This window comes from Bacillus cereus group sp. MYBK101-2 (assembly GCF_051918845.1).
Lineage (GTDB): Bacteria > Bacillota > Bacilli > Bacillales > Bacillaceae_G > Bacillus_A > Bacillus_A paranthracis.
Window position 1 is genome coordinate 199696 of the sequence record NZ_JBQAIE010000002.1, and the last position, 17381, is coordinate 217076.

Genomic DNA, 17381 nt, shown 5'->3' on the forward strand with positions numbered 1-17381 from the left:
ATTTGCATAAGGAGTGTGTAAAATGAATTCCCCAAAAAATTCTTTATACGAAGAAAAGTCTGGGCATTATTATAATGCAGTGAATCCGAATTTATTAAAGCACATAAAAAAAGAATGGAAAGAAGTTCTTGATATCGGTTGTTCGAGTGGTGCACTTGGAGCTGCCATAAAAGAAAATGGCACACGTGTATCTGGAATTGAGGCATTCCCAGAGGCAGCAGAACAAGCAAAAGAAAAACTAGATCATGTTGTTTTAGGCGATATAGAAACAATGGATATGCCGTATGAGGAGGAGCAATTTGATTGCGTTATATTTGGTGACGTATTAGAGCATTTATTTGATCCGTGGGCGGTAATAGAAAAAGTAAAACCGTATATAAAGCAAAATGGTGTGATTTTGGCTAGTATACCGAATGTTTCACACATTTCAGTATTAGCTCCCTTACTTGCTGGAAATTGGACGTATACAGAATATGGTTTATTAGATAAAACACATATTCGCTTCTTTACATTTAATGAAATGTTACGAATGTTTTTAAAAGCAGGCTATTCAATTAGTAAAGTAGATCGTGTATATGTTGATCATAAAATGTATGAACCGCTTATTGAGGAATTATATGGCATTTGTAAAAAATATCGTCTTGGAAGTGGCTTCATGGCTGAGACGGTTGTATTTCAATACATTATTGAAGCAGAAAAATCAAAATTATGAGTGCAGCAGATAAAACAATATTATTTGTTACGTGTATAAATGATCGGAAAATGTATGCACAATGTGCACGACATATATTACAATTGCCAGTTCCTCCAGGATACACGATACAGTTTATGCCGATTCGGAATGCGAAAAGTATGACGAGCGGATATAATCAAGCAATTTCGCATCCGGCAAAATATAAAGTGTATATACATCAAGATGTTTTCATTGTAAATGTAGGGTTTTTATATGGATTACTTCAATTGTTTCAAGAACATGAACATCTTGGAATGATTGGTATGGTTGGAGCCCAATATGTCCCTCCAAATGGAATATGGAATGTAGGCAGAGGAGTTGTTGGAAAAGTCATTGGTTATATGAATGATTTATTTTATATGGCAAGTCAAGAAAAGCCGTATCATGACTCAAAAACATTTATGCCTGTAGAATGTATTGACGGTTTATTAATGGCAACACAATACGATATTCCATGGCGGGAAGACTTGTTTGATGGGTTTGACTATTATGATGTGTCTCAATCGTTTGAATTTAGAAAAGCGGGCTATACAGTTGGGGTTCCTGTACAGCGTGATGCGTGGTGTATTCACTATCATATCGATGTGGATATGACCAACTATGAAAAGTATAGAAAGATATTTGTAGAGCACTATATGTCAGATGTAAATCAAGACGAATAGAGGGGCTACAAAATGAAAGATCATACAATATTAGTCGTTGTTTGTATAAATAATGAAGAGCTATTTGAACAATGCGAGAGACAAATAAGAAACCTTTTTGTTCCCCCTGGTTATGTCGTACAAATTTTTCCGATACGAGATGCGAAAAGTATGGCGAGTGCATATAACCGAGCACTTTCATATCCCGCGAAGTATAAGGTTTATATACATCAAGATACTTATCTTATTAATCGAGAGATGTTTTATACACTCATTTCTCTTTTTAAAGATAACGAAAAACTAGGTTTAATTGGAGTAGCTGGTGCTCAGTTTTTGCCGAGCAACGGGATATGGTGGGAAGGGAAAAATTTAGTAGGGAAAGTGATTGAGTACAGGAGACAGAATTATCAATTATTAAATTTAGATCAAGTTTTTTATGGGAATCAACCATTTTTGTCAGTTCAGGCAATTGATGGTTTATTGATGGCAACGCAATATGATATTCCATGGCGAGAAGACTTATTTCAAGGATTCCACTTTTATGATGTGTCGCAGTCTTTAGAGTTTCAAAAGGCTGGTTATTTAATTGGTATCCCTAATCAAGCAAATGTATGGTGTATTCACTACAACGGGGATGAGTTTGATGCGGATACATATGAGAAGGATCGGAAAGTGTTTGTAGAACATTACAAAGATATATTATCTCCATCATAAGGGAGAGATGCAGGGTGAAAGGAATTATTTTAGCAGGTGGAACTGGGTCGAGATTATATCCCATAACGAAAGTAACGAATAAACATTTGCTTCCTGTTGGACGTTATCCAATGATTTATCATGCGGTATATAAGCTAAAACAATGCGAGATTACAGACATTATGATTATTACAGGTAAAGAGCATATGGGAGATGTTGTTAGTTTTTTAGGAAGCGGTCAAGAGTTTGGCGTGTCCTTTACGTATCGTGTGCAAGATAAGGCTGGCGGAATTGCGCAAGCATTAGGGCTTTGTGAAGATTTCGTTGGGAATGATCGCATGGTAGTTATATTAGGAGATAATATCTTTTCTGATGATATTCGTCCGTATGTTGAAGAGTTTGCAAATCAAAAAGAGGGTGCGAAAGTACTGCTGCAATCTGTAGATGACCCGGAGAGATTTGGCGTAGCGCATATTCAAAACGACAAAATAATTGAAATTGAAGAAAAGCCGAAAGAGCCGAAAAGTTCCTATGCAGTCACAGGAATTTATTTGTATGATTCGAAAGTCTTTTCTTATATAAAAGAATTAAAACCTTCCGCAAGGGGGGAACTTGAAATTACAGATATTAATAATTGGTATTTAAAACGAGGGGTACTTACTTATAATGAAATGAGCGGTTGGTGGACTGATGCAGGAACTCACATTTCTCTTCAAAGGGCGAATACGTTAGCGCGGGATATAAACTTTGGTAAACAGTTTAACGGAGAATAGGTGAGAATATGAAAGTTATAGAAACAAACTTTACTGACGCAAAATTGTTAGAACCGAGGTTATTTGGAGATGGGCGTGGCTTTTTTACTGAAAGTTATAATAAGAAGGTGCTAGAAACATTAGGGATTACGTATTCATTTGTACAGGATAATGTTTCGTATTCGACAGAAGCGGGAACGATTCGGGGATTACACTTTCAAAAAAATCCGAAAGCACAAACGAAACTTATTCAAGTTATGCAAGGAGCAATCTATGACGTTATCGTCGATTTGCGAAAAGATTCCCCAACGTTTAGGCAGTGGAGAGGATATATTTTAAGCGCGGATAATCATCGGCAATTATTAGTGCCAAAAGGATTTGCACACGGTTTTTGTACACTTGTTTCGCATACGATTGTTATGTATAAAGTAGATGAGTATTATAGTGCTAATCATGATTCAGGGGTAATTTGGAGTGATAAAGAATTAGCAATTCCATGGCCGGTAACAAGTCCTATTTTGTCTGACAAAGATCGAATATTACCATCGCTTCAGGAATGTGAAGATAGTTTTTGAGTAGGAGAGTTGTTTATGAATATATTAGTAACAGGTGGAGCTGGATTTATTGGAAGTAATTTTGTGCATTATATGTTACAAAGCTATGAAACATATAAAATTATTAATTTTGATGCACTAACATATAGTGGAAACTTAAATAATGTAAAGTCTATTCAAGATCATCCGAATTACTATTTTGTAAAAGGGGAAATTCAAAATGGAGAGCTGCTGGAGCATGTTATTCAGGAACGTGATGTGCAAGTAATCGTCAATTTCGCAGCTGAATCACATGTGGACCGTAGTATTGAAAATCCGATCCCTTTTTATGATACAAATGTAATTGGGACGGTCACCTTACTAGAATTAGTAAAAAAATATCCGCATATTAAACTTGTGCAAGTATCAACGGATGAGGTGTATGGATCTTTAGGAAAAACAGGGCGATTTACCGAGGAAACCCCGTTAGCTCCAAATAGTCCATATTCTTCAAGCAAAGCGAGCGCCGATATGATAGCTTTATCTTATTATAAAACATATCAATTACCAGTTATCGTAACGCGTTGTTCCAATAACTATGGGCCGTATCAATATCCTGAAAAATTAATTCCGTTAATGGTTACGAATGCGCTCGAAGGAAAAAAATTACCGTTATATGGCGATGGATTAAATGTAAGAGATTGGCTACATGTAACGGATCATTGTCGTGCGATTGACGTTGTTTTGCATAAGGGACGTATAGGAGAAGTATATAATATAGGTGGAAATAATGAAAAAACAAATATAGATGTTGTGGAACAAATTATTACTCTCTTAGGAAAAACGGAAAAGGATATTGAATATGTGACAGATCGTTTAGGACACGACCGCCGTTATGCGATTGATGCAGAGAAAATGAAGAATGAATTTGATTGGGAACCGAAGTATACGTTTGAGCAAGGGTTACAAGAAACGGTGCAATGGTATGAGAAGAATGAGGAATGGTGGAAACCATTAAAAAAGTAAGGGGTATATAAATGAGAGAACGGATTATCATAACAGGAGCAAATGGTCAATTGGGAAAGCAACTACAAGAAGAGTTAAATCCTGAAGAATATGACATATATCCATTTGATAAAAAGTTACTAGATATCACAAATATATCCAAAGTGCAGCAAGTGGTACAAGAAATAAGGCCACATATCATTATTCATTGTGCAGCGTATACGAAGGTTGATCAAGCTGAGAAAGAGCGAGATCTTGCTTATGTAATAAATGCAATAGGGGCTCGAAATGTAGCGGTTGCTTCACAATTAGTTGGGGCGAAGTTAGTTTATATTAGTACGGATTATGTATTTCAAGGCGACAGACCGGAGGGGTACGATGAATTTCATAATCCGGCGCCGATCAATATATACGGGGCTTCTAAATATGCGGGAGAGCAGTTCGTCAAAGAGTTACATAATAAATACTTTATCGTTCGTACATCGTGGTTATATGGTAAGTATGGAAATAATTTTGTGAAAACGATGATACGATTAGGGAAAGAAAGAGAAGAAATATCTGTTGTAGCGGATCAAATAGGTTCTCCTACGTATGTGGCGGATTTAAATGTGATGATTAATAAGCTCATTCATACTTCTTTATACGGTACGTATCACGTATCCAATATAGGATCATGTTCTTGGTTTGAATTTGCAAAGAAAATATTTTCGTATGCAAATATGAAGGTGAATGTGTTACCTGTTTCAACCGAAGAATTTGGGGCTGCAGCAGCAAGGCCGAAATATTCTATTTTCCAACATAACATGCTACGATTAAATGGTTTTTTACAAATGCCTTCTTGGGAAGAAGGATTAGAGCGTTTTTTTATAGAAACCAAAAGTCATTAACAATTTTAAGTTAATGACTTTTTTGTTTGCCTTTAAGAGGTTTTATGTTACTATAATTATAGTATCAGGTACTAATAACAAGTATAAGTATTTCTGGGAGGATATATCATGGAACTATTACAAGGGAAAACATTTGTTGTTATGGGCGTTGCGAACCAAAGAAGTATTGCATGGGGAATTGCTCGCTCTTTGCATAATGCAGGTGCAAAATTAATCTTCACATATGCAGGAGAACGTTTAGAGAGAAATGTTCGTGAATTAGCGGATACATTAGAAGGACAAGAATCACTTGTATTACCTTGTGATGTAACAAATGATGAAGAACTTACAGCTTGTTTTGAAACAATCAAGCAAGAGGTTGGTACAATTCATGGTGTTGCACACTGTATCGCTTTTGCAAATCGTGACGACTTAAAAGGTGAATTTGTAGATACTTCTCGCGATGGATTTTTACTTGCACAAAATATTAGTGCATTCTCTTTAACAGCTGTAGCAAGAGAAGCGAAGAAAGTAATGACGGAAGGCGGAAATATTTTAACGTTAACATATCTTGGCGGCGAACGCGTTGTGAAAAACTATAACGTTATGGGTGTTGCGAAAGCTTCATTAGAAGCGAGCGTGAAATATTTAGCGAACGATTTAGGCCAACATGGCATTCGCGTTAACGCTATTTCTGCAGGTCCAATTCGTACGTTATCTGCAAAAGGTGTAGGCGACTTTAACTCAATCTTAAGAGAAATTGAGGAGCGCGCACCACTTCGTCGTACAACAACGCAAGAAGAAGTTGGGGATACAGCAGTATTCTTATTCAGTGATTTAGCACGCGGCGTAACAGGAGAAAACATTCACGTTGATTCAGGGTATCATATCTTAGGATAATTATAATATGAACTGTTAAAGGACAATCTCTACATGTTGAGATTGTCCTTTTTATTTGTTCCTGGAAAGAACGATTTTTAACGAAAGTTCTTACCATGTGATGAATATAACTATAATAGTACACGATTTATCCAGCTACGTATGGAAGTGGGAGGGACGAGTGTGAAGAATAAAAATAAAAGTTCAACAGTTGGAAAACCGTTGTTATATATTGCACAAGTAAGTTTGGAACTTGCTGCACCGAAAATAAAAAGAATTATTTTAACAAACTTTGAAAATGAGGATCAAAAAGAGGAAAGTAATAGAAACGAAAATGTTGTAAGTAGTGCGGTGGAAGAGGTAATAGAAGAACAAGAAGAGCAACAAGAGCAACAAGTAGAAGAGAAAATAGAAGAAGAGGAACTGGAACAGAAACAGAAAGAACCAGTGAGAACTGTCCCGTATAATAAATCATTTAAGGATATGAATAATGAAGAGAAAATTCATTTTTTATTAAATCGCCCTCATTATATTCCGAAAGTAAGGTGCAGAATAAAAACAGCTACAGTCTCATATGTTGGATCAATCATATCGTATCGTAATGGAATTGTAGCGATTATGCCACCAAATAGCATGCGAGATATTAAGTTGTCTATAGATGATATCCAATCAATTAGTATGGCTGGCTTTTAAATATGTAAAGGTGGTAGAAATCTTCTACCACCCCAATAGTTTTTTAGTTTACTTCACTTATTAGATAGAAACGTCGCGTAAGCATTGAATCGCACAGAAACAGCTTAAATCTACAGTAATGCAAGTAGTGGTAGATATTAATCTTGCATTTGGTACAGCTAAAAACGTACAAATTGGATCGTCACCAGGTGGTATCGAAGTACCGTCACCTAATACTACACTTAATACACGTAGCACAGCACAGCTATCATCATCTACGCTTTCCACACGGAAAATTGGAGATCGGCAGCTAGTAAGGCTTGATGATGGTGCAAATGCTTCAAAAGGTTCTCCAGTTTTTGTGTATAAAATAAAAGGGCGTGTATTTGCTACTGATGCAGTGTTGTGTGCACCTAAAAATGGAATTTCACAACCAGATCCACACGTAGTAGTAGAACAATCTTGTAGTTCATTGATGAATTTTACAACGTCAACTACACAATGAGAAGAGCTATGGTGTTTATTTTCGTTACAACTCATTAATGTCACTCCTTATCTTCTTGTTTGTATTTACATTAATAAGATATTGGAGTCGAGGAGATTTGGTCACAATCTCAAGACCTTTTTTTTTAAATAGGCGAAAGAAGATAAGGGAAGGTGGAATTATGCTGTTTACAAGTTGGCTTTTATTTTTTATTTTCGCGTTAGCTGCTTTTAGGCTCACCCGTTTAATTGTTTATGATAAAATTACAGCTTTTTTGCGAAGACCGTTTATTGACGAATTAGAGATTACAGAGCCGGATGGAAGTGTATCAACTTTTACAAAAGTAAAAGGTAAAGGATTAAGAAAGTGGATTGGCGAATTATTAAGCTGTTATTGGTGTACAGGTGTATGGGTTAGTGCTTTTTTATTAGTGTTATATAATTGGATCCCTATCGTTGCAGAACCGTTACTTGCGTTATTAGCTATTGCAGGAGCAGCAGCAATCATTGAAACGATTACAGGATATTTTATGGGAGAATAATATATTTTCATACTAAGAGAAAAAGCGGAGTTTAAAAGAATGAGGGAACGGAAATAAAGAGTTGTTCATATAGTAAATAGACAGAATTGACAGTAGAGGAGATGTTTGCTGTGAGCAATAATCCAAGGCAAAATTCATATGACCTGCAGCAATGGTATAATATACAGCAACAGCACCATGCACAACAACAGGCATATCAAGAACAATTGCAACAACAAGGGTTTGTGAAGAAAAAGGGATGTAATTGTGGGAAAAAGAAGAATACAATAAAACACTATGAAGAATGAAACACTCATGTTACCGTGAGTGTTTTTTATTATACATAAAAAGCGGTATTTCAAAGGTGAAATACCGCTTTTTACTAGCTAATTTGTGCAACTGTTAATGCTGCAGCACGAACGTCTACAGTTCCTATTAACTCAACTGGTACAATTCGAATTAAGTCACCAGGGTTTAAGTTAATAAGAATAACACCGCTGGATACGTCTACTTCGCCAGTACCAATAACGTTAGAACGAACTGCTGTACCTGATCCAGGAATAATGTTAGCTGGCGTACCTAATGATAAGAAGAAACGACCAGCTTCTGGTGCAGTAGGTACATTATCAAGACTAATTGTTAATGTATAACTGATTTGATAAATACCAGCTCGTAGAATTCGAATGCCATCTCCGACACTTACCGTATCATTTATTACAGGAACAGTAATATTTGGGTTTGGACTGACGCTAGGTAATAGTAGTGGTGTAAATAGTGAAGCGAACTGAGGTGCAGACGCGTTGAAAGCAAAACCGAAGGCAGGTAGTGTACTAGCTGGTTTTGCCTCGCAATCAATTTTCGTAAATTCGCAATCAGAAGAGAACATGTTTTTCACTCCTTTATCTGTTTCTACTTTCAGTTAATGAAAAGGACAGGTTCTATGTTCTAGACAAGTTCCCAATTTTAATAAATTTACATAATAATACTCTTTAAGCATGGATTGGGTGGCAGATAATTCTGCCACCCAATCCATGCTTAACTCATTATTTAGATTTAAATCGTAACATCACGTAAGCATTGAATAGCGCAGAAGCAACTTAAATCAACAGTAAGACAAGTGTTGGTCGATATTAATCTTGCATTTGGTACAGCCAAAAACGTACAGATTGGATCGTCACCAGGTGGCACAGGAGAAGTATCACCTAATACTACAGTTAATACACGCAATACAGCGCAATCATCATCATCTATACTCTCGACACGGAAAATTGGAGATTGGCAGCTAGAAAGGCTTGCAGATGGCGCGAATGCTTCAAATGGTGTTCCGGCTTTTGTGTATAAAATAAAAGGACGCGTATTTGCTACTGATGCGCTATTATGTGCTCCTAAAAAGGGGACTTCACAACCAGATCCGCATGTTGTCGTTGCACATTCTTGTAGTTCATGTATAAAACGAACGACATTAGATACACAGTTGAAATCAAAATCATGTTGATGATCTTCGTTACAATTGCAGCTCATTATGTTCACTCCTTCTCGTGAGTTCTGACATACACTATTACAATATGAGTGGGATATGGTTGATATTACGTTAATTCTTATGATAAAAAGAGGAATTTATATAGGAGGGATGTACATATTGCAATATAAAAAAAGACATCCTTATTTCGTGGATGTCTTTTCAGGTAAATCTTTTCGCACAGTATACAAAAAGCGAGATATATCTAATTTTTTTCCTCTAAAAAATTGCGGAGAGGAAATGTACAATTCTTCTTTCGCACGTGTAATTGCGACATAAAGTAGTCGGCGTTCTTCTTCTAAAGCTTCAGAAGTCTCTGTAACACGATCGTTTGCATCTTTTAAAGAAGAAGTATGAGGCAGAATACCATCGCTCGCCCCGAGTAAAAAGACACATGGAAATTCAAGGCCTTTGGCGTTATGAATAGACATAAGCGAAACAGCATCTTTTTGCGGCATTGTTTTTAATGCTTCCATTTCTTTTTGCCCTTGAATGGCTTCATCAATAAATTGTAAATAAGCTGGAATGTCGGTGAAACGATTTGCTGACTCCATTAATTCTTCTAACATTTCTTCTTGTATATCTTTATGCATCGTAAAGGAAGAACGATCGTTACTTTGTAAGTACTCTAAATACTTTCCTTTACCATGAATAATTTCTTTTAATGCTTTTTTCGGTTCTAATTCTTTTATAAATTTAATAAAATCGATACGCTCATTTACCTTTTTCACTTGAAAAGGTTTTAAGTTCGGATTTAATAATAAGAAATGAAGAAGAGAAGGGAAACGGCCTTCACCATATTTCCATTGTTCACGTTCAATAAATGAAATACAATCATCACGCCCGATATACATCGTTGGTAATATGTTTGAAAGTGATTCTAATCGAAATGGTTCAATTACTAGTCGTAAATGATCCAATACAGGCTTAATTAAAGAATGTTCATAAAATGACTGACTCGCACCGTGCTTAATAAACGGGATTTTATGAATGGTAAGCTGATCAAGTAACGAACGGCTTACAGAATGTGTGCGATACAGCAAACAAAAATCTTTATAATTTCGTTCACCACTATCTACTTTTTCTTGAATGAGCTGCAAAATTTGATTTGCTTCATCAAGAGTCGTAGCCGGTCTTGCATAAAAAGGTTGTACACCTTCTTCACGAACAGAATATAGCTCTTTATCAAACCTTTCTTGATTTAGTTTGATAACTTCATTTCCAAGTCCGACAATAAAAGGATTGGATCGATAATTCGTATTAAGGGCGATAATCGTAGTGTTATCAAATTCTTTTGGAAAAGATAAAATAATTTGGTGACTTGCTCCTCGCCAGCCGTATATAGCTTGATCGTCATCACCTGCGATAAATAAATTATTTCTTGGCGAAGCTAACAATTTTACAATTTCATATTGAGCATACGATGTATCTTGGAACTCATCTACTTCAATATAGTGGAAACGTTGTTGTAATTGGGTAAGCAAAGGAGCGTTATTTTCTAACATATAATATGTTTCTAATAAGATGTCATCGAAATCAATATAATTATATCGTTGTTTCACTTCTTCAAAACGCTCGTATACTTCTTTAAATTCTTGTTCAACGGGTGTTTTTGCTTTTACATCTTTCGGACGATTTAATTTGTTTTTCTCAAGTGAAATCATCGCGAGCATCGTTTCAGCATCATAATCGTCTTTTAAACGCAATTCTTTTAAAATTTTCTTTATCATAATTTGTTTATGTTTTTCGTTTGCTAAAATTTGCTGATTATATCCTTGACTACGAAGCAATTTTAAAAAGACAGAGTGGAATGTACCAGCAACAACGTAGTTACTTGCAGCATGATTCATACCCGGTAAATTCGCTACACGATTTCGGATTTCTTCAGCCGCTTTTTGTGTAAATGTAAGTAATAAAATATTTCGCGGATGAACTTGTTTTACATTTACTAAATAACCGACGCGAGTTGTTAAAACAGATGTTTTCCCGCTTCCGGCACCAGCCAGTGTAAGAACAGGACCTTCTGTCGTTCGTACGGCTTCTAATTGTTTTTCATTTAAAAATACATTTTGCTGTTCGAGAGCGCGGAAATACGCCGCATCTGCATCTTCTTCCATAATTAAATGGGTAGATGTTTTTGGGATATGATATGTTGCACGTGGAATATCAGCGTGCGTTAATGATTTTTGTGAAAATTTTTCTTGTGTCATATATTCACCTTCAAAACTATAGCATCAACATTTAACTTTAGCGGAAGAAAAAGAAAATAGCAATGTAAAAAACAGGAGGGGATACCTCCTGTTTTCAAATTACAATTCTTTTATCATAACGATGTGAGGAATATTTGCTTCCATAAATACATCAGAATTCGTTACATATCCAAGTTTCTTATAGAAATCTTCTGCATGTGTTTGAGCATGCAGCTTCAATTTTGGTAGCGAGTTTTCCTTCGCATATGCTTCAAGTGCATTCATAACAATTTTTCCGATGCCTTTTTTTCGATGGGAAGCTAGTACGCAAATGCGTTCCATTTTTCCTATTCCATCAATGGTGCGAAAACGCCCAGCACCAACGGGAACATCATTATCATATATAACAACGTGTATGGAAGTTTCTTCAAACTCATCATACTCTTCTTCGGCAGAAACTTGCTGTTCCTTCACAAATACTTGCTTACGTACAGAGAATGCATCCCTTAGTTGTTCGTCCGTTTGTACGATCTGTGCATGCAAATTAGTTGTTCCCCTTTCCAAGGCGGAATGTTTCGTGTACAGTCCATGTTCCGTTTTCTAATTGATATAGAAGGTGGAAGCGGTCAATTGGTTGTTCGTAATAGAAATCTTTCATACGTAATCGACCTAGTACATCAGCATGCTCTGCATCAGATAAGCCTTGTCCAATTGTTAAATGAGGTACGAAAGCGTATTCGCGTTCTTGTGTAAAGAACCCGCTATGCATTTCCTCATTTAAGAAAGTAAGTTCAGGTGTTTTTTCTACTTTAAAATAAATAACATTATTAACAGGTGCGAATGAACCAACTTTTCCAACATGAAGGGTGAAAGGGTTCGTTTTACTTGCGATTGTATGTAACTCGTTTACAATCGATTCTAATTGTTCATCTTGCGTCTCAAAGGGTGTTTTCAATGTAATATGTGGCGGAACTAATGCGTAATGCGGATCATAACGTTTACGCAATCCGTTCGCTTTATCTTGAATCATTTTAGATGGAAAAATTACAATGCCTAATTTCATGTTCCAATTCCTCCCTTTGTAAGTCTAGTTAGATTTTGAGAAAATAACTCTCTTAATCTATTATATCAAATTATTCTGAATACTGCTCTCTATTATTTCATTGATAGCATATGAGAGAAAGCTTTCGGTAAATCAGTTTGCCAATATTTCCACGTATGATTACCTTCAAACTCCTCGTAATGCGTGATGAAATTTCTATCTATCAGAAGCGTATGAAGCTCACGGTTCGGCCCTACGAAATCAGATACTTGTCCATCCGTGCGCTTTACAGCTGTTTCTTCTGTTCCAATGACGTGGTAAAGTTCTAGCGCCTCCGGATTTTTGAATTCTTTTGCTAAGTTCATTACTGTTTCATCTACAAAAGGTGATTGCATAACGACTTTACCGAATGTATGCGGATACATAAGTGCGGTCATAAAGGAAACTGTCCCGCCAAGAGAATCTCCAATTAACACACGACCTTTTCCCATTTGGTACGTTGGATAATTTTCATCGATATATGGCGCAAGTTCATGAGCAAGGAAACGAATATACGCAGCGTTTTTTACCTCATTTGGGAAATATTTTTCTTTACGATCGTGTACATTTTTATATGGAATACCGACAATAATTGTGCGGTCAATTTCTTCAGTTTCACGAAGGCGCTCAATTACACGGTGTGCTTTACCAAGCTGAAAATAATCTCTGCCATCTTGTGCAATGACAACTGTATGTTTGTGCAGCGGTGTGTAATTTACCGGTAAGTAAACGAGAAGTGTAACATCTTCTTGAAGTGATGCACTATAAAATGAAATCTCTTCAATTCTCCCAATTGTTTGATTCATGTAGATCCCCCTAAATAAAAATTTACTGTAATAATTGTAAGAGCGACGCTTGTAGTGAAAAAGAAAGAAATATTCACTAATAGGTGCTTTCGTTTCTATTTTACCATAATGGTACGAAGAATCTAAAAAATTAGTATTTAAGTTAGGAAAGAAAACGGATATAATGAAGTGGGATTTTTGACAGGTGAGAGGGGAGACGGAATTTGAAACAAGAAAGGTCAATCGCGCTACCATTAGCTATTTCCATTATAGCCATTTCATTCGCAGCAGTTTTTGTAAAGATGTCCTCGGCACCATCTTCCATATTAAGTATGTATCGATTATGGATTATCGTACTTCTTATGCTGCCTATCGTTTGGAAAAAACGGGAAGAGTTTAGTAAGATTCAAATAAAAGATTGGGGATTTTTAATTGGATCTGGTTTCTTTTTAGCACTTCATTTTCTTTTATGGTTTGAATCTTTAAAACATACAACAGTTGCGAGTTCGACAATTATTTTAGCGCTTCAACCAATCGTATCTTTAGTTGGCGGTTTTTTCTTATTTAAAGAAAGAACAACATACTCAGCCATTGCGACAATGGGAATTGCGATATTAGGTGTAGTGTGTATTGGTTGGGGAGATTTAGGACTAAGTGAACAAGCAATTTATGGAGATATATTATCCTTTTTAAGTGTAATAGCAGTTGTTGGTTATTTATTTATCGGCCAAACGACAGTAAAGAAAGTATCACACTGGATTTACAGCTTTACAGTTTTTGCATTCGCAGGTATTTTTATGGGAATGTATAATATAGTACTGCAAGTGCCTTTTACAGGTTATACGAAGTGGGATTGGACCGTGTTTCTTTTACTTGCGGTCGTGCCGACAGTGTCACATGTCATTAATAATTGGTTATTAAACTACGTAAATGCAACAACAATATCGATGAGTATTTTAGGGGAACCAGTTGGAGCATCTATACTAGCATTCTTCTTACTTGGGGAAAGATTAAATGCAATGCAAATGATCGGTAGCATGCTCGTATTGTTTGGTGTGTCTGTTTTCTTATTGCAGCAACAAAAAAGAACAGCAAAAAATGTCGTAAACGAGCCTGTTTATACACAGGAATTATAATGTTAAGAGAGAAAAGAGAAGTTGTGATACTTCTCTTTTTGTTTTATAGAAATACGGGCGTAGAAGGGGGAGGGAAATGGAGTTTCTATCAAAAAAAGATGCCTGGTTATATCCGATTTTTTTCGTTATCATTGGAGCGTGTTTTGCTCCAATATTTGCAGGAAGGGAATATTTTCTTTTGTTTTTCACAATCCCATTATCTATCTTATTGATGTGGAGTTGGTTTTCAACAAAATATATTGTTGGAGAAGAAACAATTACTATTAGATCCGGTTTCGTGAAAAAGCGCATATTGATACGAGATATAAAACAAATTTTAAATACAAAAAATCCAATAGCAGCCCATGCATTGTCATTTGATCGACTTGAAATTGTTTATGGTGCACATCAAACAGAAATTATTTCTCCTAAAGATAAAGAGCAATTTATCAATCTCGTTACAAGTAAAAATCCACACATTGAAATAAAGTAAAAGAGTGGCTTCATAGCCACTCTTTTACTTTGGGTTTGTCATATAAGGTTGTACATGAATGATACATAGGTCCCTGAACTTACCTTCAGCAGTTGTAACAATTACGACTGCTCTACCTGCACTTTTTCCAGTAATCGTTACTGTATCACCTTTTGGATACAGTGTGATAACATCAGCATTCATATTTGTCCAAATAAGTTCGTTATTGGTTGCTTGTACTGGCAAAACAGTGGCGGACAACTCAGTGCTTTGGCCAGTTCTTATTTTCAACTTATTTTTTTCCATATGAACACCGATGACTGAAATAACAGAAGGAGCGATTGAAATTTTAGGTGGATTAGGTTGTATGTTCAAACAAGACGCAGAAGTATTGGTGATAGGTGAAAATTTTCGTGTTTGTTGTTGCTGGAAAGCTGCTAACATGTTGGAGTCCCCTTTCTGTATAAGTGCTGATAGTACTACTATAAAGGAGTAGTGTTACGTTTAATTTAATGAAACATAAAGAAATTGTTAAATTCGAGCAGAAGATTGTCGAACTTTGAGAAAAAAGAAAGCTCTGCTGATACGATAACAGCAGAGCTTTTCCTTTATAAATTATCACTATGTTGTTTTTCGAAATTCTCAAATTGCTCTGTAGTTTCTTTTGAAGGCTGTGTTAGTAAACTAACAATTACGATTACTAGTAAACTAATAGTAAAACCAGGAATCATTTCATATAAGAATTCTTTTAAGAATTTGAATTGCGTCCATATAATAACAGTAGCGGCACCAGAAATCATACCAGCAAGTGCGCCCCACTTCGTCATACGTTTCCAATATAAGCTTAATAAAATAGCAGGTCCGAATGAAGAGCCAAATCCAGCCCAAGCGTATCCAACAAGAGCTAAAATCGTATCATTTTGTTTAAACGCTAATGCACACCCAACTAATGCAATAACAAGAACAGCCATACGGCCGACAAATACAAGCTCTTTATCAGAAGCAGAACGTTTAAAGAAAGTACGATATAAGTCTTCCGTTACAGCACTAGAAGTAACGAGTAACTGAGATGAAATTGTACTCATAATAGCTGCTAAAATAGCTGCTAATAAAAATCCAGTAATAAGCGGGTGGAATAAAATTTTCCCCAGCTCAAGGAAAATTGTCTCTGGATTGGATAGCTTTAATCCTTTGTCTGAGTAGTATGCAATACCGATAAGGCCAGTAAACATAGCTCCAACAACAGAGAAAATCATCCAGCTCATACCAATTCGTCGCGCACTTTTAATTTCTTTTACAGAAGAAATTGCCATAAAGCGTACGATAATATGTGGTTGTCCAACATAACCAAGGCCCCATGCGAATAATGAAATAATACCTAATACAGAAGTACCTTTAAAAATGTCTAATAATGTTGGATCAATTGATTTAATTGTGCTAAATGCTGGACCAAGTCCATTTACATTCATAATTGTAACAGTAGGAACAAGAATAAGAGCAATTACCATAATGATTCCTTGCACGAAGTCTGTCCAACTTACTGCTAAGAAACCACCAAATAACGTGTAAGCAACAACAACGCCAGCTACAATGAATAATCCAACGTGGTAGTTCATACCAAATGAATTTTCAAATAATACAGCACCTGAAACGAGTCCTGAAGCTACATAAAAAGTAAAGAAAATCATAATAACAAGTCCAGATACTAAGCGTAGCATATGGGATTTGTCTTGGAAACGGTGTTCCAAAAATTCTGGGATAGTAATAGAGTTGTTTGCAATTTCAGAGTAGGTACGTAAGCGAGGAGCGACATATAGCCAGTTTGCGTATGCGCCTAGTGTTAGGCCGATCGCAATCCAACTACTACTTAATCCAACGCTAAACATTGCACCGGGTAAGCCCATTAAAAGCCAACCACTCATATCGGATGCTCCAGCACTTAATGCCGTTACTGCGGGGCCTAGTGTACGCCCGCCAAGCATATAATCTGTTAAGTTGGACGTTCGTTTATAGGCGAAATAGCCAATGACTAACATCCCGAGCATGTAAATAGAGATAGAAGTTAAAGTTAACATCTGCGTACTCATGTAGTTCCCCTTCCTTTTGTCATGTCTTTTGATGCGTTATGCATATTTATAATCTATCATGATTATTCTGAAAAATCCATATAGAAATATGAATTTTCAGAAATGTAAGCGTTTTTCGATGTCATTTTACTTTTTTAATATATAATATTCATACAAAAAACCTTATTTTTAATAGAGTATTTATTATATTTACATAAAAAGAGGTTGTTTTGTCAATATAATATTGAAAGGAGAGAAAAATAAAATTTTTTAAAAAGTATTGACTTGTGAAAAAAGTTAGGTCTATAATGAGTGCAACTTAAAAAAATACAAGCGTTGAAGAAGAAGAGTACACATGATGAACATGTCAGAGAGC

The 17381-nt window shown here is 35.9% G+C and carries 22 protein-coding genes and 1 other annotated feature (1 of these 23 running past the window's edge); of the genes, 13 read left to right on the plus strand and 9 right to left on the minus strand.

Annotated features, from left to right (window positions below; all coding sequences use genetic code 11):
• Window positions 1-22 precede the first annotated feature (22 nt).
• The 9 genes from ACTFSI_RS06275 to ACTFSI_RS06315 all read left to right on the plus strand — a co-directional run bounded on the left by ACTFSI_RS06275 (window position 23) and on the right by ACTFSI_RS06315 (window position 6795).
• A complete protein-coding gene (locus ACTFSI_RS06275) occupies window positions 23-712 on the plus strand; it encodes a class I SAM-dependent methyltransferase (protein ID WP_061672184.1) in 690 nt (229 codons plus the stop codon).
• The gene (locus ACTFSI_RS06280) at window positions 709-1395 is read left to right on the plus strand and encodes a glycosyltransferase family protein (protein WP_001271197.1); all 687 of its coding nucleotides are present in this window, start codon (window positions 709-711) and stop codon (window positions 1393-1395) included. The genes ACTFSI_RS06275 and ACTFSI_RS06280 overlap by 4 nt, the downstream gene beginning before the upstream one ends.
• A 12-nt stretch (window positions 1396-1407) precedes the next feature.
• Window positions 1408-2088, plus strand: coding sequence for a glycosyltransferase family protein (locus tag ACTFSI_RS06285; RefSeq protein ID WP_000651514.1), 681 nt, complete (start codon window positions 1408-1410; stop codon window positions 2086-2088).
• A gap of 14 nt (window positions 2089-2102) precedes the next feature.
• Complete coding sequence (locus tag ACTFSI_RS06290; protein WP_000676173.1) at window positions 2103-2840, plus strand: sugar phosphate nucleotidyltransferase; 738 nt, start codon at window positions 2103-2105, stop codon at window positions 2838-2840.
• 8 nt (window positions 2841-2848) lie between these two features.
• Window positions 2849-3394 carry a dTDP-4-dehydrorhamnose 3,5-epimerase gene (gene rfbC, locus ACTFSI_RS06295; protein ID WP_270362915.1) on the plus strand — a complete coding sequence of 182 codons (546 nt, stop codon included), beginning with the start codon at window positions 2849-2851 and terminating at the stop codon, window positions 3392-3394.
• 15 nt (window positions 3395-3409) lie between these two features.
• The gene (gene rfbB, locus ACTFSI_RS06300; protein WP_001024148.1) at window positions 3410-4378 is read left to right on the plus strand and encodes a dTDP-glucose 4,6-dehydratase; all 969 of its coding nucleotides are present in this window, start codon (window positions 3410-3412) and stop codon (window positions 4376-4378) included.
• Between the two features lie 11 nt (window positions 4379-4389).
• A complete protein-coding gene (gene rfbD / locus ACTFSI_RS06305; RefSeq protein ID WP_275894179.1) occupies window positions 4390-5244 on the plus strand; it encodes a dTDP-4-dehydrorhamnose reductase in 855 nt (284 codons plus the stop codon).
• 108 nt (window positions 5245-5352) lie between these two features.
• Window positions 5353-6123 (plus strand): enoyl-ACP reductase FabI, encoded by a 771-nt coding sequence (gene fabI, locus ACTFSI_RS06310; RefSeq protein ID WP_000421886.1) that lies wholly within the window; start codon window positions 5353-5355, stop codon window positions 6121-6123.
• A gap of 141 nt (window positions 6124-6264) precedes the next feature.
• Window positions 6265-6795, plus strand: coding sequence for a spore coat CotO family protein (locus tag ACTFSI_RS06315; RefSeq protein WP_275894180.1), 531 nt, complete (start codon window positions 6265-6267; stop codon window positions 6793-6795).
• Between the two features lie 60 nt (window positions 6796-6855).
• On the opposite strand, the gene exsY is transcribed toward ACTFSI_RS06315, so the two are convergent.
• Window positions 6856-7314: an exosporium assembly protein ExsY gene (exsY, locus tag ACTFSI_RS06320; protein WP_044792732.1), complete on the minus strand. Its 459-nt coding sequence runs from the start codon at window positions 7312-7314 to the stop codon at window positions 6856-6858.
• A 125-nt stretch (window positions 7315-7439) separates the two neighbouring features.
• On the opposite strand from exsY, the gene ACTFSI_RS06325 reads away from it, so the two are divergent.
• Both ACTFSI_RS06325 and ACTFSI_RS06330 read left to right on the plus strand, forming a co-directional pair.
• Window positions 7440-7799, plus strand: a complete 360-nt coding sequence (locus ACTFSI_RS06325) for a DUF1360 domain-containing protein (protein WP_000899662.1) — start codon at window positions 7440-7442, stop codon at window positions 7797-7799.
• A 101-nt stretch (window positions 7800-7900) separates the two neighbouring features.
• Window positions 7901-8086, plus strand: coding sequence for a hypothetical protein (locus ACTFSI_RS06330; RefSeq protein WP_003266501.1), 186 nt, complete (start codon window positions 7901-7903; stop codon window positions 8084-8086).
• 74 nt (window positions 8087-8160) lie between these two features.
• Here ACTFSI_RS06330 and exsF read toward each other — a convergent pair whose 3' ends face one another.
• The 6 genes from exsF to ACTFSI_RS06360 form a co-directional block, all read right to left on the minus strand.
• Window positions 8161-8664, minus strand: a complete 504-nt coding sequence (exsF, locus tag ACTFSI_RS06335) for an exosporium protein ExsF (RefSeq protein WP_000492941.1) — start codon at window positions 8662-8664, stop codon at window positions 8161-8163.
• A gap of 167 nt (window positions 8665-8831) precedes the next feature.
• Window positions 8832-9299 carry a spore coat protein CotY gene (cotY, locus tag ACTFSI_RS06340; RefSeq protein ID WP_001277715.1) on the minus strand — a complete coding sequence of 156 codons (468 nt, stop codon included), beginning with the start codon at window positions 9297-9299 and terminating at the stop codon, window positions 8832-8834.
• A gap of 141 nt (window positions 9300-9440) precedes the next feature.
• Entirely contained in the window at window positions 9441-11507 is a 2067-nt protein-coding gene (locus tag ACTFSI_RS06345) for an ATP-dependent helicase (RefSeq protein ID WP_000191163.1), read from the minus strand.
• Window positions 11508-11606: 99 nt separating this feature from the next.
• The gene (locus ACTFSI_RS06350) at window positions 11607-12029 is read right to left on the minus strand and encodes a GNAT family N-acetyltransferase (RefSeq protein WP_000543279.1); all 423 of its coding nucleotides are present in this window, start codon (window positions 12027-12029) and stop codon (window positions 11607-11609) included.
• Window position 12030: 1 nt separating this feature from the next.
• Window positions 12031-12549, minus strand: a complete 519-nt coding sequence (locus ACTFSI_RS06355) for a YjcG family protein (RefSeq protein WP_000765876.1) — start codon at window positions 12547-12549, stop codon at window positions 12031-12033.
• Window positions 12550-12641: 92 nt separating this feature from the next.
• Window positions 12642-13373: an alpha/beta hydrolase gene (locus ACTFSI_RS06360; RefSeq protein ID WP_001076850.1), complete on the minus strand. Its 732-nt coding sequence runs from the start codon at window positions 13371-13373 to the stop codon at window positions 12642-12644.
• A gap of 203 nt (window positions 13374-13576) precedes the next feature.
• Between ACTFSI_RS06360 and ACTFSI_RS06365 the strand changes: the two genes are divergently transcribed.
• The gene (locus ACTFSI_RS06365; RefSeq protein ID WP_440045291.1) at window positions 13577-14488 is read left to right on the plus strand and encodes a DMT family transporter; all 912 of its coding nucleotides are present in this window, start codon (window positions 13577-13579) and stop codon (window positions 14486-14488) included.
• Between the two features lie 76 nt (window positions 14489-14564).
• A complete protein-coding gene (locus ACTFSI_RS06370; RefSeq protein ID WP_270362923.1) occupies window positions 14565-14960 on the plus strand; it encodes a PH domain-containing protein in 396 nt (131 codons plus the stop codon).
• 24 nt (window positions 14961-14984) lie between these two features.
• Here the strand turns inward: ACTFSI_RS06370 and ACTFSI_RS06375 are convergent, their stop codons facing one another.
• Together ACTFSI_RS06375 and putP are read right to left on the minus strand one after the other, a co-directional pair.
• Complete coding sequence (locus tag ACTFSI_RS06375) at window positions 14985-15383, minus strand: Ig-like domain-containing protein (protein ID WP_000878719.1); 399 nt, start codon at window positions 15381-15383, stop codon at window positions 14985-14987.
• Window positions 15384-15547: 164 nt separating this feature from the next.
• Window positions 15548-17026, minus strand: coding sequence for a sodium/proline symporter PutP (gene putP, locus ACTFSI_RS06380; protein ID WP_242261664.1), 1479 nt, complete (start codon window positions 17024-17026; stop codon window positions 15548-15550).
• 306 nt (window positions 17027-17332) lie between these two features.
• Window positions 17333-17381: a binding site (T-box leader), on the plus strand (it continues 189 nt past the right edge of the window).

Coding starts and splice junctions, on each gene's coding strand:
- ACTFSI_RS06275 (WP_061672184.1), top strand. CDS start 23: ATGAATTCCCCAAAAAATTCTTTATACGAAGAAAAGTCTGGGCATTAT.
- ACTFSI_RS06280 (WP_001271197.1), top strand. CDS start 709: ATGAGTGCAGCAGATAAAACAATATTATTTGTTACGTGTATAAATGAT.
- ACTFSI_RS06285 (WP_000651514.1), top strand. CDS start 1,408: ATGAAAGATCATACAATATTAGTCGTTGTTTGTATAAATAATGAAGAG.
- rfbC (WP_270362915.1), top strand. CDS start 2,849: ATGAAAGTTATAGAAACAAACTTTACTGACGCAAAATTGTTAGAACCG.
- rfbB (WP_001024148.1), top strand. CDS start 3,410: ATGAATATATTAGTAACAGGTGGAGCTGGATTTATTGGAAGTAATTTT.
- rfbD (WP_275894179.1), top strand. CDS start 4,390: ATGAGAGAACGGATTATCATAACAGGAGCAAATGGTCAATTGGGAAAG.
- fabI (WP_000421886.1), top strand. CDS start 5,353: ATGGAACTATTACAAGGGAAAACATTTGTTGTTATGGGCGTTGCGAAC.
- ACTFSI_RS06315 (WP_275894180.1), top strand. CDS start 6,265: ATGGAAGTGGGAGGGACGAGTGTGAAGAATAAAAATAAAAGTTCAACA.
- exsY (WP_044792732.1), bottom strand. CDS start 7,314: ATGAGTTGTAACGAAAATAAACACCATAGCTCTTCTCATTGTGTAGTT.
- ACTFSI_RS06325 (WP_000899662.1), top strand. CDS start 7,440: ATGCTGTTTACAAGTTGGCTTTTATTTTTTATTTTCGCGTTAGCTGCT.
- ACTFSI_RS06330 (WP_003266501.1), top strand. CDS start 7,901: ATGTTTGCTGTGAGCAATAATCCAAGGCAAAATTCATATGACCTGCAG.
- exsF (WP_000492941.1), bottom strand. CDS start 8,664: ATGTTCTCTTCTGATTGCGAATTTACGAAAATTGATTGCGAGGCAAAA.
- cotY (WP_001277715.1), bottom strand. CDS start 9,299: ATGAGCTGCAATTGTAACGAAGATCATCAACATGATTTTGATTTCAAC.
- ACTFSI_RS06345 (WP_000191163.1), bottom strand. CDS start 11,507: ATGACACAAGAAAAATTTTCACAAAAATCATTAACGCACGCTGATATT.
- ACTFSI_RS06355 (WP_000765876.1), bottom strand. CDS start 12,549: ATGAAATTAGGCATTGTAATTTTTCCATCTAAAATGATTCAAGATAAA.
- ACTFSI_RS06360 (WP_001076850.1), bottom strand. CDS start 13,373: ATGAATCAAACAATTGGGAGAATTGAAGAGATTTCATTTTATAGTGCA.
- ACTFSI_RS06370 (WP_270362923.1), top strand. CDS start 14,565: ATGGAGTTTCTATCAAAAAAAGATGCCTGGTTATATCCGATTTTTTTC.
- ACTFSI_RS06375 (WP_000878719.1), bottom strand. CDS start 15,383: ATGTTAGCAGCTTTCCAGCAACAACAAACACGAAAATTTTCACCTATC.
- putP (WP_242261664.1), bottom strand. CDS start 17,026: ATGAGTACGCAGATGTTAACTTTAACTTCTATCTCTATTTACATGCTC.